At 61.5% G+C, this 16527-nt stretch carries 11 protein-coding genes; 10 read left to right on the top strand and 1 reads right to left on the bottom strand.

The features are described 5' to 3' along the window. The first annotated feature begins 20 nt into the window (after positions 1-20). Together choW and choV are read left to right on the top strand one after the other, a co-directional pair. The gene (choW, locus tag CKW30_RS16735) at positions 21-866 is read left to right on the top strand and encodes a choline ABC transporter permease subunit (RefSeq protein ID WP_016772805.1); all 846 of its coding nucleotides are present in this window, start codon (positions 21-23) and stop codon (positions 864-866) included. Then, positions 863-2041 carry a choline ABC transporter ATP-binding protein gene (choV, locus tag CKW30_RS16730; protein WP_016772804.1) on the top strand — a complete coding sequence of 393 codons (1179 nt, stop codon included), beginning with the start codon at positions 863-865 and terminating at the stop codon, positions 2039-2041. Before choW ends, choV begins: the two co-directional genes overlap by 4 nt. A gap of 269 nt (positions 2042-2310) precedes the next feature. Here the strand turns inward: choV and betT are convergent, their stop codons facing one another. Then, a complete protein-coding gene (gene betT / locus CKW30_RS16725; RefSeq protein ID WP_095181364.1) occupies positions 2311-4308 on the bottom strand; it encodes a choline BCCT transporter BetT in 1998 nt (665 codons plus the stop codon). Between the two features lie 429 nt (positions 4309-4737). Here betT and betI point away from each other — a divergent pair, with 429 nt between their 5' ends. The 8 genes from betI (at position 4738) to CKW30_RS16685 (ending at position 16383) form a co-directional block, all read left to right on the top strand. After that, a complete protein-coding gene (gene betI, locus CKW30_RS16720; RefSeq protein WP_008085771.1) occupies positions 4738-5331 on the top strand; it encodes a transcriptional regulator BetI in 594 nt (197 codons plus the stop codon). 88 nt (positions 5332-5419) lie between these two features. After that, the gene (betB, locus tag CKW30_RS16715) at positions 5420-6892 is read left to right on the top strand and encodes a betaine-aldehyde dehydrogenase (protein ID WP_039757620.1); all 1473 of its coding nucleotides are present in this window, start codon (positions 5420-5422) and stop codon (positions 6890-6892) included. 180 nt (positions 6893-7072) lie between these two features. Next, a complete protein-coding gene (gene betA / locus CKW30_RS16710) occupies positions 7073-8776 on the top strand; it encodes a choline dehydrogenase (protein ID WP_056786513.1) in 1704 nt (567 codons plus the stop codon). 261 nt (positions 8777-9037) lie between these two features. Continuing rightward, complete coding sequence (locus CKW30_RS16705; RefSeq protein WP_095181363.1) at positions 9038-10480, top strand: TldD/PmbA family protein; 1443 nt, start codon at positions 9038-9040, stop codon at positions 10478-10480. Then, the gene (locus CKW30_RS16700) at positions 10480-11817 is read left to right on the top strand and encodes a TldD/PmbA family protein (protein ID WP_056786510.1); all 1338 of its coding nucleotides are present in this window, start codon (positions 10480-10482) and stop codon (positions 11815-11817) included. The genes CKW30_RS16705 and CKW30_RS16700 overlap by 1 nt, the downstream gene beginning before the upstream one ends. A 139-nt stretch (positions 11818-11956) precedes the next feature. Continuing rightward, on the top strand, positions 11957-13384 hold the full coding sequence (gene mdtD / locus CKW30_RS16695) for a multidrug transporter subunit MdtD (RefSeq protein ID WP_056786508.1): 1428 nt from the start codon (positions 11957-11959) through the stop codon (positions 13382-13384). A 281-nt stretch (positions 13385-13665) separates the two neighbouring features. Continuing rightward, the gene (gene dbpA, locus CKW30_RS16690) at positions 13666-15051 is read left to right on the top strand and encodes an ATP-dependent RNA helicase DbpA (protein WP_024014613.1); all 1386 of its coding nucleotides are present in this window, start codon (positions 13666-13668) and stop codon (positions 15049-15051) included. A 153-nt stretch (positions 15052-15204) separates the two neighbouring features. Beyond that, entirely contained in the window at positions 15205-16383 is a 1179-nt protein-coding gene (locus CKW30_RS16685) for an NAD(P)/FAD-dependent oxidoreductase (protein WP_095181362.1), read from the top strand. The last annotated feature ends 144 nt before the right edge of the window (positions 16384-16527 follow it).

Raw genomic sequence — 16527 nt, 5'->3', positions numbered from 1 at the left:
GCATGCGGACGTTCACTACCATGCTGATTGATCAGAAAATACCTTTAGGCCAGTACATCGCGGGCTTCGTCGAATGGTTGACGCAACACGGCGCCAACACCTTCGACGCAATCGCCGTGACACTGGAAACGATGATCCACGGCGTGACGTTTGCGCTGACCTGGTTCAACCCACTGGTGCTGATTGGCCTGATTGCCATCATCGCCCATCTGATTCAACGCAAGTGGGGCCTGACCGCGTTCGTGGTCGCCTCGTTCCTGCTGATCCTCAACCTGGGGTACTGGCAGGAAACCATGGAAACCCTCGCCCAGGTGCTGTTCGCCACCCTGGTCTGCGTGTTGATCGGCGTGCCGCTGGGCATCGTCGCCGCGCACAAACCGATGTTCTACACCATGATGCGGCCGGTGCTCGATCTGATGCAGACCGTGCCGACCTTCGTTTACCTCATTCCTACCCTGACCCTCTTCGGGCTGGGTGTGGTCCCGGGCCTGATCTCCACGGTGGTCTTCGCCATCGCGGCGCCGATCCGCCTGACCTACCTGGGCATCCGTGATGTCCCGCAAGAACTGATGGACGCCGGCAAGGCCTTCGGCTGCTCGCGTCGCCAATTGCTCTCAAGGATCGAACTGCCGCACGCCATGCCGAGCATCGCGGCGGGCATCACCCAGTGCATCATGCTGTCGCTGTCGATGGTGGTGATCGCGGCACTGGTCGGCGCCGACGGACTCGGCAAACCGGTGGTCAACGCACTGAACACTGCTGATATTGCGCTGGGCTTCGAAGCAGGCCTGGCAATCGTACTGCTGGCGATCATGCTCGACCGTATCTGCAAACAACCCGACGCCAAAGTAGGGGGTGACGCATGAGCATAATTCGCTTCGAAGACGTCGACGTAATCTTCTCCAAGGACCCGCGCGAGGCACTCAAGCTGCTCGATCAGGGCATGACCCGCAACGAGATCCTGAAGAAAACCGGGCAGATCGTCGGCGTGGAAAAAGCCACGCTGGACATCAACAAGGGCGAGATCTGCGTGCTGATGGGCCTGTCCGGCTCGGGCAAGTCGAGCCTGCTGCGCTGCATCAACGGCCTCAACACCGTGAGCCGCGGCAAGCTGTTCGTCGAGCATGAAAACCGCCAGATCGACATCGCGTCCTGCACGCCCGCCGAGCTGAAAATGATGCGCACCAAGCGCATTGCGATGGTGTTCCAGAAGTTTGCCCTGATGCCCTGGCTGACGGTGCGCGAGAACATCAGTTTCGGCCTGGAGATGCAGGGCCGACCGGAGAAGGAACGCAAGAAACTGGTCGACGAGAAACTCGAACTGGTCGGCCTGACCCAATGGCGCAACAAGAAGCCTGATGAGCTATCCGGCGGCATGCAGCAGCGCGTCGGCCTCGCCCGCGCGCTGGCGATGGACGCCGACATTCTGCTGATGGACGAACCGTTCTCGGCCCTCGACCCGTTGATCCGCCAGGGTCTGCAGGATGAACTGCTGGAACTGCAACGCAAGCTGAGCAAGACCATCGTGTTTGTGAGCCACGACCTCGATGAAGCACTCAAATTGGGTAGCCGCATCGCGATCATGAAGGACGGTCGGATCATCCAGTACAGCGTGCCGGAGGAAATCGTCCTCAACCCGGCGGACGACTATGTGCGCACCTTCGTCGCCCACACCAATCCGCTCAACGTGCTCTGCGGCCGCAGCCTGATGCGCACGCTGGACAAGTGCAAACGCATCAACGGCTCGGTGTGCCTCGATCCTGGCGGCGACTCGTGGCTGGACCTGGCCGAAGGCAACACCATCAAAGGCGCGCGGCAGAACGGCTCGGTGCTGAACCTGCAGAACTGGGCACCGGGGCAAGCGGTGGAAGGCCTGGAGCGCAAGCCAACGCTGGTGGACTCGAACATCGGCATGCGTGACGCGCTGCAGATCCGTTATCAGACCGGCAACAAGCTGGTGCTGCACGATAACAATCATGTGGTGGGGATTCTCGGCGACAGCGAGTTGTATCACGCGTTGCTGGGCAAGAATCTGGGGTAATGCGCCAGGTGGGATAAAAAAAGGGATCGCGGTGAGCGATCCCTTTTTGTTGGGTCAGGAATAGCCCCTCACCCTAGCCCTCTCCCAGAGGGAGAGGGGACCGATCGGGGGATGCTGCAGATCTGCACCGACCTGATCGTGCTTTACCGAATCCATAATCGACTCGATCTTTCAGGTCAATGTACAACGCCAGACACCTCAGTCGGCTCCCTCTCCCTACGGGCGGTCCGACGTTTCGGGAGGGCTGGGGTGAGGGTCAGCTTTTGACTTTAGCTATAAACCCGCCCCAACAACTGCCGATGGCTTTCGAACTGATCGAGCACATCCCGGGTAATCTGCTCCGGGGTGAAGCCCATCAAGTCATAATCCTGACTGCCATTGTGCAGATACACCTCAGCGCGGTAATAACGCTGACGCGCTTCATCGGACTGCGCCGATTCGGTCGGGGTCGCCAGATAACCATCCAGGCTCACTTCGTAAACGAAAGGGTTGCCCTCTTCCATCTCGACCCGCACGCCCATGCAACGCTTGGCCTTGCCCAGCAGCGTCTGCACTTCAATGCCCTGATTGCGCAATTGCGCTGCTGCATCTTCCAGCGCCGGGGTGACGTGCTTGTCCATGAAGCGCTGCACCACCGATTGGCTCGGCTGCAGATCCAGTTGCGTCAGGCGCTCACTGAAACCACGGCGTCCGCGCTCGGCCAGTTGTGCTTGCTCCTGTTCGATCTGCACGTCCTGGCGCATCGCCTTGTGCAGGCCGAACATGAAGCAGATCAGCACCACCGAGAACGGCAGGCCGGCCAGCACGACCATGGTCTGCATGGCTTCGAAGTTGCCGGCGAACAGCAGGCCGATGGTCACCAGCGTGATCACCACCGACCAGAAGATCCGCAGCCAGCGCGGCGCGTCTTCATCGACGTTACCGCCCTTGCAGGAAAGATTCGCCATCATCACCGCGCCGGAGTCGGCCGGGGTCAGGAACAGCACGAAGCCGACAAAGATCGACACACCAATCACGACTTTCGACGCCGGATAATGCTCAAGCAACTGATAGATCGCCATCGACGGCTGTTCCAGCGCCGTCTTGCCCAGCTCCACCGCGCCCTGATTCATCACCAGATCCAGCGCCGAGTTGCCGAAGATCGACAGCCACGCCAAGGTGAAGCCCAGCGGAATCAGCAGCACGCCAGCGACCAGTTCACGCACGCTGCGGCCACGGGAAATCCGCGCAATGAACATGCCCACGAATGGCGCCCAGGAAATCCACCAGGCCCAGTAGAACAGCGTCCACAGGCCCAGCCAGCGGTCGGACTTGGCGCTGTCGCCTTCATAGACGTAAAGGTCGAAGGTCTTCAGCACCACGCCGTTGAGATAGTCGCCAATGTTCTGCACGAAGCCGTTGAGCAGGTGCAGGGTCGGGCCGAACAGCAGGACGAAAATCAGCAGGCCGCTGAACAGCACGATGTTCAGGTTGGACAGACGACGGATGCCGTTTTCAACACCTGACACGGCAGCGATGGTCGCTACTGTGCTCATGACGATGATGACGATCAGCAGGTTGGTGTTGCTGTGCTCCATGCCGAACAGGTTTTCCAGCCCGGACGACACTTGCAGCGAGCCAATCCCCAGGTTGGTCACCAGGCCCAGCAGGGTCACGAACATGCCGAAGCCATCCACCGCGTGCCCGGCGGCGCCTTTGACCCAACGCTCGCCGACCAATGGATACAGCGCCGAACGCAACGCCAGCGGCTGGTTATGCCGATAGGCAAAATACGCCACGGCAAGGCCGACCAAAGCGTAGATCGCCCAGCCGTGCAGGCCCCAGTGCAGGAAAGTCAGTTGCACCGCCTGCCGCGCCGCCATATTCGTCGCCGAGGTGCCTTCCGGCGGATTGAAGTAGTGATCCAGCGGCTCGGACGCGCCGAAGTACAGCAGCGAAATGCCGATGCCCGACGAGAACAGCATCCCCGCCCAGGCGCCGTAGCTGAAATCCGGGGTGTCGTCCTTGCTGCCCAGTTTGAGTTTGCCGTACGAGGAAAACGCCAGACCGACCACGAACACCAGGTAGGCGGCGATCACCACCATGTAGTACCAGCCGAAGCTGCGCGACAACCAGGCCTGGGCCATGCCCAACATTCTGCCGGCCTCTTGCGGGGCGATGATCAGAATGGCGGTCAACAACAGAATCAGCGCGGTCGAGGTGTAGAACACCCAACCGTTGACCGTCACCTTCTCGGGCGGGGTCTTTATTAGCGAGGCAGAACTCATGGCACAAATGCTCCAGGCAGTGCGAGAGAAGAACACAAGGCATCACGGAACCCGACCAATCGGTTAGTTGGCAGCCGACCGGCGGGTGATATAAAGACACTCCGAAAAAAGCCCGAACCTGCCGAAATGGCGTTGCGTATTCGCTTTCGTGACCAGAGGCGACGGACGTTCATCCGAAACCTGGCCCCGAGCGTCTTGCCCTTTCAACACGTCCATCGAATCGCGAACCGCGCCATGCCCCGCGCAGGTTTCGAGCCGTTTCAGGTGTCGGTTTTTATCGTCATTACGCGTAGGAATTTTCTGTAGGCAGCGACGAATTGTCGCAGATCTTATTCTTTGTTGATTGAACGTTCAATCAAAACAAAATAGACTGGCCCTCAATCCGATCAGCGTCATTCGCCCCTCGGAAGGCCTAAGGAGATGTGCAAGATGCCCAAGGTCGGTATGCAACCCATCCGCCGCCAACAACTGATCGAAGCCACTTTGCAAGCGGTCGATCAGGTCGGAATGGGGGACGCCAGCATTGCGCTGATCGCCCGTTTGGCCGGTGTCTCGAATGGCATCATCAGTCATTACTTTCAGGACAAGAACGGCCTGATCGCCGCCACGATGCGGTACCTGATGACCGCCCTCAGCGAGAGCGTCACCGCGCGCCGTCAGGCGCTGGCAGATGACAGCCCACGGGCGCATCTGCAGGTGATCATCGAAGGCAACTTCGACGCCAGCCAGGTCAATGGCCCGGCAATGAAAACCTGGCTGGCCTTCTGGGCCACCAGCATGCACCAGCCGTCTTTGCACAGGTTGCAGCGGATCAACGATCACCGTCTGTATTCCAACCTGTGCTGCCAGTTCCGCCGTGTGCTGCCGCTCGAAGATGCGCGCAGCGCCGCCCGGGGTCTGGCAGCGTTGATTGACGGCTTGTGGTTGCGCGGCGCGCTGTCGGGAGACGCTTTCGACACGGCGCAGGCGCAACAGATCGCTTACGAATACATGGATTTCCAATTGGCCAAGAAGGTGAGCTAGAGCACACAGAAAATGCTCAGCCCCTGAACTCCACCGCAGCGTCATCGCGGTGGTCAACGCCAACCACCAATGCACTTGCGAGGACACTATGGCCCGTTTCGAACTGCAAAAACTCTACATCGATGGCGCGTACACCGACGCCGGCAGCGACGCCACCTTCGAAGCCATCAACCCGGCGAACGGTGAAGTCCTCGCACTGGTGCAACGTGCGACCAAAGACGACGTCGAGCGCGCCGTGGTCAGCGCCGAAAAGGGCCAGAAAATCTGGGCCGCGATGACGGCCATGGAGCGTTCGCGCATCCTGCGCCGCGCCGTCGACATCCTGCGCGAGCGCAACGATGAACTGGCCGCGCTGGAAACCCTGGACACCGGCAAATCCTTCTCCGAAACCAAGTACGTCGACATCGTCACCGGCGCTGACGTGCTGGAATACTACGCAGGCCTGGTGCCCGCCATCGAAGGCGAGCAGATCCCGCTGCGTGACACCTCTTTCGTTTACACCCGTCGCGAACCACTGGGCGTGGTCGCCGGTATCGGCGCGTGGAACTACCCGATCCAGATCGCCCTGTGGAAATCCGCTCCAGCCCTGGCCGCCGGTAACGCGATGATCTTCAAGCCAAGCGAAGTCACCTCGCTGACCACCCTGAAACTGGCGGAGATCTACACCGAAGCGGGCGTGCCGAACGGCGTGTTCAACGTCCTGACCGGCAGCGGCCGCGAAGTCGGCACCTGGCTGACCGAGCACCCGCGCATCGAGAAAATCTCCTTCACTGGCGGCACCGACACCGGCAAGAAAGTCATGGCCAGCGCTTCGGCTTCGTCGCTCAAAGACGTGACCATGGAACTGGGCGGCAAGTCGCCGCTGATCATCTGCGACGACGCCGATCTTGATCGCGCTGCCGACACCGCGATGATGGCCAACTTCTACAGCTCCGGTCAGGTCTGCACCAACGGCACTCGCGTGTTCGTACCGGCGCACCTGAAAGCCGCGTTCGAGGCCAAGATCGTTGAGCGCGTTGCGCGCATCCGCGTCGGCAACCCGGAAGACGAAAACACCAATTTCGGCCCGCTGGTCAGCTTCGCCCACATGGAAAGCGTGCTGGCCTACATCGAAAAAGGTAAGGAACAAGGTGCCCGCGTCCTGTGCGGCGGTGGTCGCCTGACCGACGGCGAATTCGCCAAAGGCGCATTCGTTGCGCCCACCGTGTTCACCGACTGCACCGACGACATGACCATCGTTCGTGAAGAGATCTTTGGCCCGGTGATGGCGATCCTCTCCTACGAAACCGAAGAAGAAGTGATCCGCCGCGCCAACGACACCGACTTCGGCCTGGCCGCCGGTATCGTCACCAAAGACCTGAACCGCGCCCACCGCGTGATTCATCAACTGGAAGCCGGTATCTGCTGGATCAACGCCTGGGGCGAGTCCGACGCAAAAATGCCGGTTGGCGGTTACAAGCAGTCGGGTGTGGGCCGTGAGAACGGGATCAGCTCGCTGAACAACTTCACACGCATCAAATCGGTACAGGTCGAGCTGGGCGATTACGTTTCGGTGTTCTAAGACCCGAGATTTGCATTGCTCGCGAAGGCCTCTTCGCGGGCAAGCCCGCTCCCACAGGTTTGGAGTCGTCCACCCAATTTGTGGCAGCCCCCAATCCCTGTGGGAGCTGGCTTGCCAGCGATTCGAGTGCACAGCACTCGCCAAGGTCCGACCTGACCACTATCAAAGAGGGTGCATTCAATGTCCCAAGAATTCGACTACATCATCATCGGTGCCGGCTCGGCCGGTAACACCCTGGCGACCCGTCTGACTGAAGACGAAGGCGTCACCGTTCTGCTGCTCGAAGCCGGGGGGCCGGACTACCGCCTCGACTTCCGTACCCAGATGCCCGCCGCGCTGGCGTTCCCGCTGCAGGGGCGTCGCTACAACTGGGCTTACGAAACCGATCCAGAGCCACACATGGACGGTCGCCGGATGGAATGCGGTCGCGGCAAGGGCCTTGGAGGCTCTTCGCTGATCAACGGCATGTGCTACATCCGTGGCAACGCCATGGACTACGACGGTTGGGCGAAACTGCCGGGCCTGGAAGACTGGTCGTACCTCGATTGCCTGCCGTACTTCCGCAAAGCCGAAACCCGTGACATCGGCCCGAACGATTACCACGGTGGCGACGGCCCGGTCAGCGTGACCACGCCGAAAGCCGGCAACAACCCGCTGTTCCACGCCATGGTTGAAGCTGGCGTGCAGGCCGGTTACCCGCGTACCGAAGACCTCAACGGTTACCAGCAGGAAGGCTTCGGCCCGATGGACCGCACCGTGACGCCGAACGGCCGCCGTGCTTCCACCGCGCGTGGCTACCTCGACATCGCCAAAAAACGCTCGACCCTGACCATCGTCACCCACGCCCTGACCGACAAGATTCTCTTTGAAGGCAAGCGCGCGGTCGGCGTGCGTTACCTGATCGGTGACGCTGAAGAACGTGTTGAAGCCAAGGCGCGCAAGGAAGTCCTGCTGTGCTCCGGCGCCATCGCTTCGCCGCAGATTCTGCAGCGCTCCGGTGTCGGCCCGGCGAAATTGCTGGAAAGCCTCGACATCCCGGTGGTCCACGATCTGCCGGGCGTCGGTGAAAACCTGCAGGATCACCTCGAGCTGTACCTGCAATACGCCTGCACCCAACCGGTTTCGCTGTACCCGTCGCTGCTTTGGTACAACCAGCCGGCGATCGGTGCCGAGTGGCTGTTCAACGGCACCGGCATCGGCGCCAGCAACCAGTTCGAGGCCGGCGGTTTCATTCGTTCGCGTCCGGAATTCGAATGGCCGAACATCCAGTACCACTTCCTGCCGGTGGCGATTAACTACAACGGCAGCAACGGTGTGAAAGAGCACGGTTTCCAGGCGCACATGGGCTCCATGCGTTCGCCGAGCCGTGGTCGCATCCAGGTCAAATCCAAGGACCCGCGCCAGCACCCGAGCATCCTCTTCAACTACATGGCCACCGAGCAGGACTGGCAGGAATTTCGCGACGGCATCCGCCTGACCCGCGAAATCATGCAGCAACCGGCACTCGATCAATACCGTGGTCGTGAAATCAGCCCGGGCATCGACGTGCAAACCGATGAGCAGCTCGACAAGTTCATCCGCGAGCACGCCGAAACCGCGTTCCACCCGTCCTGCTCGTGCAAGATGGGCACCGACGAGATGGCCGTGGTCGATGGCGAAGGTCGTGTGCACGGCATGCAGAGCCTGCGCGTGGTCGATGCCTCGATCATGCCGATCATCACCACCGGCAACCTCAATGCGCCGACGATCATGATGGCCGAGAAAATCGCCGACAAGATCCGTGGCCGCAAGCCGCTGCCGCGCAGCACCGCTGCTTATTACGTCGCGAACGGCGCGCCGGTCAAAGGCAAGCCGATGCGGGATATCACCCCGGTTACGCAGTAAGTCGTAGTACCGAGGCGCCGCCTTCGCGAGCAGGCTCGCTCCCACACTGGATCTGTGGCATTCACAAATCCCCTGTGGGAGCGAGCCTGCTCGCGAAGAGGCCCTCACAGCAACACACACTTCCCCGCTGCACAGTAAATCCCCCTACACCCCCTCTTCACTTGATCCTACCCCCACGCAGGCCTACTCTAGACCTCGCGCAACCGTTTCACCCCTCCCCGCTGTCGCCATGCCGCTACTCCATTACAAGGAGGTTCCCGAATGTTCGATTTCCACCCCCAGCTCAAGCAGCGCTTTGCTGCCTTGCGCACGGGCGCTGAATTTTTTTCCCTGCGATATGTGCGCGAGTCCGGGCAGTATCTATCGGTGCGCAAGAACGTCGCCGAACCGCCGAGTTTGAGCCGCGATGAAGGGGTGATGCTCACCGTCCGGGTCAATGGCGTCGAAGCCTATGCGGCGACCAATGACCTCTCGCAACAAGGCCTGCAAGCCGCTCTCGAGCGCGCTGAGCAACAGGCCCGCCGGCTCAAGCCGCACGCCTTGCTCGATCTGCGCGAGCAGCCGCTTTCCAGCGATCGCGCTGATTATTTTTCACCCAATCTCGAACAGCCCTTCCCATCCCTGAGCGAATGCTTCGATCTGCTCGGTGCGGAGTCCGCCTCGGTGCCCAAGGATGAACGCCTGGTCAATTGGCAGGTGAGCATCGGCATCACTAACGTCGAGCAGATCTACCTGAGCAGCGCCGGCGCCGAATTGCGCCAGGCCCAGCGCTTTGTCTATCCGAGCCTCGACGTCACCGCCTACGACGGCAACGACAGCCAGACCCGCAGCCTCGGCCGCGAGAACTTCGGCCAGCAGGGTGGCGCCGACGTCATCAGCCGTTGCGGCCTGGTCGGTGCCGGCCCGCAAGTCGCCGATCAGGCCCTGCAACTGCTGCTCGCGCCGAACACCCCGCAAGGCCCGCGCGACCTGCTGCTGATGCCCGATCAGATGATGCTGCAGATCCACGAGTCCATCGGTCACCCGCTGGAGCTCGACCGCATCCTCGGCGATGAGCGCAATTACGCCGGCACCAGTTTCGTCAAGACCAGCGATTTCGGCAGCCTGCAATACGGCTCGAATTTGCTCAACGTGACTTTCGACCCCGGCATCCCGGAAGAACTCGCCAGCTACGGCCATGACGACGACGGCACCGCGGCGAGCAAACAATTCCTGATTCGCGACGGCCTGTTGCTGCGGCCACTGGGCGGAGCGCTGTCGCAATATCGCGCCGGCCTCGATGGCGTTGCCAACAGCCGCGCCTGCGGTTGGAACCGGCCGCCGATCGACCGCATGGCCAACCTCAACATCGAACCGGGTGATCAAACGCTGGAGCAGATGATCGGCGGTATCGAGCACGGCATTCTGATGAGCACCAACCGTTCGTGGTCGATCGACGATGCGCGCAACAAATTCCAGTTCGGCTGCGAATGGGGCCAGTTGATCGAGAATGGTGAACTGAAAGGCGTGGTAAAAAACCCCAACTACCGGGCGATTTCCGCGCACTTCTGGAAGAGCCTGCGCGCCGTCGGCGATGCCAGCACCGTCAAGGTGCTGGGCACGCCGAACTGCGGCAAGGGCGAACCGAACCAGGTGATTCGCGTCGGCCATGCTTCGCCGGCCTGCGTATTCAGCAACATTGATGTGTTTGGGGGAGACGCCTGATGAGCATTTCGAAGCGTCAGTCCGACGCCTTCAAGGTCATGGTCAACTGGCTGCGCGACAGCGTGCGCGAGCCGGAACAGTTCACGCTCAGCTACGCCGCCGAAGCCTCGGCGTTCGTGCGCTTCAATCACGCCAAGGTGCGCCAGGCCGGGCAAGTGCAGCAGGCCAACGTCGGCCTGAAACTGATCAACGACGGTCGCCACGCCGACCTGCAGATCACCTTGTCCGGGGATCAGGAAGCCGATCTGCAACGGCTCGCCGAAGGCCTGCAACAATTGCGCGAAACCTTGCCGCTGCTGCCGCAGGACCCGTACTTGCTGCTCAATCACAACAGCTGGCAGAGCACGCACGTACAAGCGCATCCGCTGCCGGACACCGAAGATGTCGTCGGGCAAATCTGCGCCGCCGCTGAAGGTCTCGATCTGGTCGGTTTTTATGCTGCCGGTCCGATCAGCCGTGGCTTTGCCAGCTCCGCTGGCGCGTTCGGCTGGCATGAAGCCAACAGCTTCAATTTCGACTTCAGCCTGTTCCACGAAAACGGCGAAGCGGTGAAGGCCAGCTATGCCGGCCATGATTGGAGCGACGAGGGCTTCGCCCGGCGTTTCGCCCAGGCACGCGAACAGCTTGAGTTTCTCGGCCGACCGTTACGCACCCTGGCACCGGGGCAGTACCGCGCCTATCTGGCACCGGCGGCACTGGAAGAAATCATGGGCATGCTCAGTTGGGGCGGGTTCTCGGCGCAATCGATCGCCAGCAAGAGCAGCCCGTTGCAGAAGCTCTACGTCGGCGATCAGGCGTTCAGCCCGTTGCTGTCGCTGGACGAAAAAGTCAGCGAGTCCCTGAGCCCGGCGTTTTCCGCCGAGGGTTATCCGCGCAGCGATCTGCGTCTGATCATCGAGGGCAAGGCCGGCGATCAACTGGTGGGCTCGCGCAGCGCCGCCGAATATGGTCTGGCGGCGAACGGTGCGGGCGGCGGCGAGATGCCCAGTGCGTTGAACATGGCCGCCGGTGATCTGTCGCAGCAAGAGATCCTCAAGCAGTTGGGCACCGGGCTGTACATCAGCAACCTGTGGTACCTGAACTACTCGGATCAACCGGCGGCGCGCATGACCGGCATGACCCGCTTCGCGACCTTCTGGGTCGAGAACGGCGAGATCCAGGCGCCGGTCAGCACCATGCGCTTCGACGATAGCGCCTACAACCTGCTCGGTTCGCAGTTGGAAGCGTTGACCACCGAGCGTGAGCTGCTGCTCTCGGCGAGTACGTACAGCCAGCGCAATACCTCGTCATCGCTGTTGCCGGGGGCGCTGGTCAGCCGGTTGACCCTGACCCTCTGACGGCGATCGTTCCCACGCTCCGCGTGGGAATGCAGCCCGGGACGCTCCGCGTCCCAGCCAAAAGCGGACGCAGAGCGTCCGTTGAGGCATTCCCACGCAGAGCGTGGGAACGATCATCAAACAGACCACAAGAGGTTCCATGCCCAACCGCCCGCCTCTCGACGCCATCACCGCCCGCTGGTTGCCGTGGGTCGTCGCCATTGCGTTCTTCATGCAGTCCCTCGACGGGACCATCCTCAATACCGCGCTGCCGGCCATGGCCAGCGATCTGGCGGAAGACCCGTTGCGCATGCAGGGCGTGATCATCGCCTACATGCTCACCGTGGCCCTGCTGATCCCGGCCTCTGGCTGGATCGCCGACCGCTTCGGCACCAAGAAAATCTTCTTCGGCGCGATTCTGCTGTTCAGCTTCGGCTCGTTGCTCTGCGCGTTATCCAGCAGCCTGAGCATGCTTATCGGCGCACGGGTGATCCAGGGCCTCGGCGGTGCGCTGATGTTGCCGGTCGGGCGGCTGGTGGTGCTGCGTGCGTACCCGCGCTCGGAACTGGTGCGGATCATGGGTTTCATCACCATTCCCGGCCTGCTCGGCCCGCTGATCGGCCCGACCATGGGCGGCTGGATGGTGGAATACGTGACGTGGCACTGGATCTTCCTGATCAATCTGCCGGTCGGGGTGATCGGTTGCTACGCGGTGTGGAAATTCATCCCCGACCTGCGCGGCACGGAGCGCACCCGCTTCGATAGCCTCGGCTTTCTGCTGTTCGGCGCAGCGATGATCCTCATCACCATCGCCATGGAAGGTCTTGGCGAACTGCACCTGCCGCACCTGCGGGTGATGCTGCTGCTGTTCGCCGGCATGGCCTGTCTGGCGGCGTACTGGCTGCGCGCCGGGCATATCGAGAATCCGCTGTTTGCGCCTTCGCTGTTCAAGACCCGCACGTTCGCCGTGGGCATTCTCGGCAACCTGTTCGCGCGACTGGGCAGCGGTGCTCTGCCATTTCTGGTTCCGCTGCTGTTGCAAGTGGCGTTGGGCTATTCGCCGTCGCAAGCCGGGATGAGCATGTTGCCGCTGGCCGCTGCGGCGATGGTCGCCAAGTGGGTCGCGCGGCCGCTGATCGAACGCCTCGGCTATCGCATCGTGCTCACCGGCAACACCCTGGCGTTGGGGATCATGCTGGCGAGCATGGGCCTGGTCAGCGAGCAGACGCCGTACTGGCTGCTGCTATGCCTGCTGGCGGTGCTGGGGGCAATCAACTCGCTGCAATTCACCGCGATGAATACGGTGACGCTGATCGACCTCGACGATGCCAGCGCCAGCAGCGGCAACAGTCTGCTGTCGGTGGTCGCGCAATTGTCGCTGAGCCTCGGCGTGGCCTGCGCCGGCGCGCTGCTCGGCGGCTTCACTGCGAAGGTCGGCAACGATGGCGTGGAAACCGTACTCGGTGCGTTCCAGCTGACCTTCGTCACGGTCGGCGTGATGGCGATGCTGGCGGCGACGATCTTCTCGCAACTGTCGAAGGAAGACGGGCGCCGGGCGAAACGTCCACAAGAACACATCGAACACTGATTCTGCTGAAGGAGTTCTTTGACTTCTGTGGCGAGGGGATTTATCCCCGCTGGGTTGCGCAGCAGCCCCAAAAAGGTTGGATGCGGTCAGCCTGATGAATCGAGGTGGCAGGTATTGGGGGTGCTGCGCACCCCATCGGGGATAAATCCCCTCGCCACAGATAAATCCCCTCGCCACAGGTAATCCCTGCCTCGGGTTCAATCGCTGTTCGTCCAGAACTGTCGAGGAAACCAGCACGGGGCTGCTACACTGCGCGACATTTTGTTTTGCAGGCCAGTCCCGTGACCACCATCGCCACCGCTTTTAATACTCTGCCGCTGTCCGCCGCCATGCTGGCTAACCTCGAATCACTCGGTTATGCCCAGATGACGCCGATCCAGGCGCAGAGCTTGCCGGTGATCCTCAAGGGGATGGACCTGATCGCCCAGGCCAAGACCGGCAGCGGCAAGACCGCCGCGTTCGGCATCGGCCTGCTCAACCCGATCAACCCGCGCTACTTCGGGTGCCAGGCGCTGGTGATCTGCCCGACCCGTGAGCTGGCCGACCAGGTGGCCAAGGAAGTCCGCCGTCTGGCCCGCGCCGAAGACAACATCAAGGTCCTGACCTTGTGCGGCGGCGTCTCGTTCGGCCCGCAGATCGCTTCGCTGGAGCACGGCGCGCACATCATCGTCGGCACCCCGGGGCGCATTCAGCAGCATTTGCGCAAGGGTTCGCTGGTGCTCGATGGCCTGAACACGCTGATCCTCGACGAAGCCGACCGCATGCTCGACATGGGCTTCTACGACGCGATCGAAGACATCATCATCAAGACCCCGGAGCGCCGGCAGACTCTGCTGTTCTCCGCGACCTACCCGGTGGGCATCAAGCAACTGGCCTCGAAATTCATGCGCGATCCGCAGACCGTCAAGGCTGAAGCCTTCCACGACGACACGCAGATCGAGCAGCGCTTCTACGAGATTTCCCCGGAAGAGCGCATGAGCGCGGTGACCAAAGTCCTGCACCACTTCCGTCCGGCGTCCTGCGTGGCGTTCTGCTTCACCAAGCAGCAAGTGCAGGAAACCGTCGATCACCTGACCGCCAAAGGCATTTCCGCTGTTGGCCTGCACGGCGATCTGGAACAGCGTGACCGCGATCAAGTACTGGCGATGTTCGCCAACCGCAGCACCTCGGTGCTGGTCGCCACCGACGTCGCAGCCCGTGGTCTGGATATCGATGCGCTGGACATGGTGATCAACGTCGAGCTGGCGCGCGATTCGGAAATCCACATCCACCGCGTCGGCCGTACCGGTCGCGCGGGCGAGAAAGGCATCGCCATCAGCCTGGTCGCGCCGTCCGAAGCGCATCGTGCGCAAGCCATCGAACAACTGCAGAAAGCGCCGCTGAACTGGGATCAGATCGACAACCTCAAGTCCCAGGGCCTGGCGCCGCTGCAACCGCCGATGACCACCCTGTGCATCGGCGCTGGCCGCAAAGACAAAGTGCGCCCGGGCGACATTCTTGGCGCACTGACCGGCGAAGCGGGCATTCCCGGTGCGCAGGTCGGCAAGATCGCCATCTTCGATTTCCAGGCCTACGTCGCTGTCGAGCGCACCGTGGCCATGCAGGCCTTGCAGCGCCTGAACGACGGCAAGATCAAGGGCCGCTCGTTGCGCGTACGCATTCTGTAAGCGATCTTCCATCCATAGGAGATCCCCTGTGGGAGCGAGCCTGCTCGCGAATGCAATCTGTCAGTCGACATCATTGTTGAATGACACAACGCTTTCGCGAGCAGGCTCGCTCCCACAGTTTGTTTTGTAGCGACCCACCAAGAGGACACCGTTTTGCGCTCTACCGAAGTCGTGATCATTGGCGCTGGCGCGGCCGGCTTGATGTGTGCCCTGACCGCCGCCGGGCGCGGGCGTCAGGTGTTGCTGCTCGACCACGCGAACAAAGCCGGCAAGAAAATCCTCATGTCCGGCGGCGGTCGCTGCAATTTCACCAACATGTACACCGAACCGAGCAATTTCCTCTCGCAGAATCCGCATTTCTGCAAATCGGCGCTGGCGCGTTACACCCAGTGGGATTTCATCGGTCTGGTGGGCAAGCACGGTGTGCCGTACCACGAGAAGAAACTCGGCCAGCTGTTCTGCGATAACAAGTCCAGCGACATCCTCGGCATGCTCCTTGATGAATGCGATCAGGCCGGCGTCGAGCTGCACCTGGACACCTCGATCCAGACCATCGAAAAAACCGACAGCGGCTACCTGCTCGACACCACCCTCGGTCAGGTCCAGTGCCAATCGCTGGTGATCGCCACCGGCGGCCTGTCGATTCCGACCCTGGGCGCTACCGGTTTCGGTTACCAGGTCGCCAAACAGTTCGGCCATGAACTGCTGCCGACCCGCGCCGGGCTGGTGCCGTTCACCATCACCGACCAGCTGAAGGAGTTGTGCACAGAGCTGTCCGGCACTTCGGTGGATTGTCTGGTCAGCTGCAATGACCAGAGCTTTCGCGAGAACATCCTGTTCACCCATCGTGGCCTCAGTGGCCCGGCGATCTTGCAGATCAGTTCGTTCTGGGAGCCCGGCGACACGGTGGAGATCAACCTGCTGCCGGATCACGACGCCGCGAGCTGGCTGCAACAGCAAGTCGCCGAGCGTCCGAACAGCGAGTTGAAAACTTTGCTTGGCGAAATCTTCACCAAGAAGATGGCCAATCTGCTGGCGGACAACTGGTTTGTCTCCAAACCGATGAAGCAGTACACCCATGCTGAACTGGCGGAGATTGCCGAGAAGCTCGGCAGCTGGAAGGTTGTGCCGGCGGGGACTGAAGGCTATCGCACGGCTGAGGTGACTCTGGGTGGCGTCGATACCCGCGAGGTGTCGTCGAAGACCATGGAGTCGCTGAAAAGCCCGGGCCTGTACTTTATTGGGGAAGTGCTCGACGTCACTGGGCATCTGGGCGGCTTCAATTTCCAGTGGGCCTGGGCCTCGGGCTACGCTGCTGCGCAGTTCGTCTGACCGGAACAACACTCCCCCGTGTAGGAGCTGCCGAAGGCTGCGATCTTTTGATCTTGTTTTTACACATCAAAGTCAAAAGATCGCAGCCTTCGGCAGCTCCTACAGGGGGGGGGCGGGCGATCAAGGAACACTTTTTGCTGTCAG

It is taken from the genome of Pseudomonas sp. Irchel 3F6, assembly GCF_900187595.1.
GTDB lineage: Bacteria > Pseudomonadota > Gammaproteobacteria > Pseudomonadales > Pseudomonadaceae > Aquipseudomonas > Aquipseudomonas siliginis.
This window is presented reverse-complemented; position numbering and strand designations above follow the sequence as displayed.

Excerpts from the sequence above, each read along its gene's own strand:
- betA (WP_056786513.1), top strand. The coding sequence starts at position 7,073 with ATGTCCCAAGAATTCGACTACATCATCATCGGTGCCGGCTCGGCCGGT.
- CKW30_RS16705 (WP_095181363.1), top strand. The coding sequence starts at position 9,038 with ATGTTCGATTTCCACCCCCAGCTCAAGCAGCGCTTTGCTGCCTTGCGC.
- choV (WP_016772804.1), top strand. The coding sequence starts at position 863 with ATGAGCATAATTCGCTTCGAAGACGTCGACGTAATCTTCTCCAAGGAC.
- CKW30_RS16700 (WP_056786510.1), top strand. The coding sequence starts at position 10,480 with ATGAGCATTTCGAAGCGTCAGTCCGACGCCTTCAAGGTCATGGTCAAC.
- choW (WP_016772805.1), top strand. The coding sequence starts at position 21 with ATGCTGATTGATCAGAAAATACCTTTAGGCCAGTACATCGCGGGCTTC.
- betB (WP_039757620.1), top strand. The coding sequence starts at position 5,420 with ATGGCCCGTTTCGAACTGCAAAAACTCTACATCGATGGCGCGTACACC.
- mdtD (WP_056786508.1), top strand. The coding sequence starts at position 11,957 with ATGCCCAACCGCCCGCCTCTCGACGCCATCACCGCCCGCTGGTTGCCG.
- betT (WP_095181364.1), bottom strand. The coding sequence starts at position 4,308 with ATGAGTTCTGCCTCGCTAATAAAGACCCCGCCCGAGAAGGTGACGGTC.
- betI (WP_008085771.1), top strand. The coding sequence starts at position 4,738 with ATGCCCAAGGTCGGTATGCAACCCATCCGCCGCCAACAACTGATCGAA.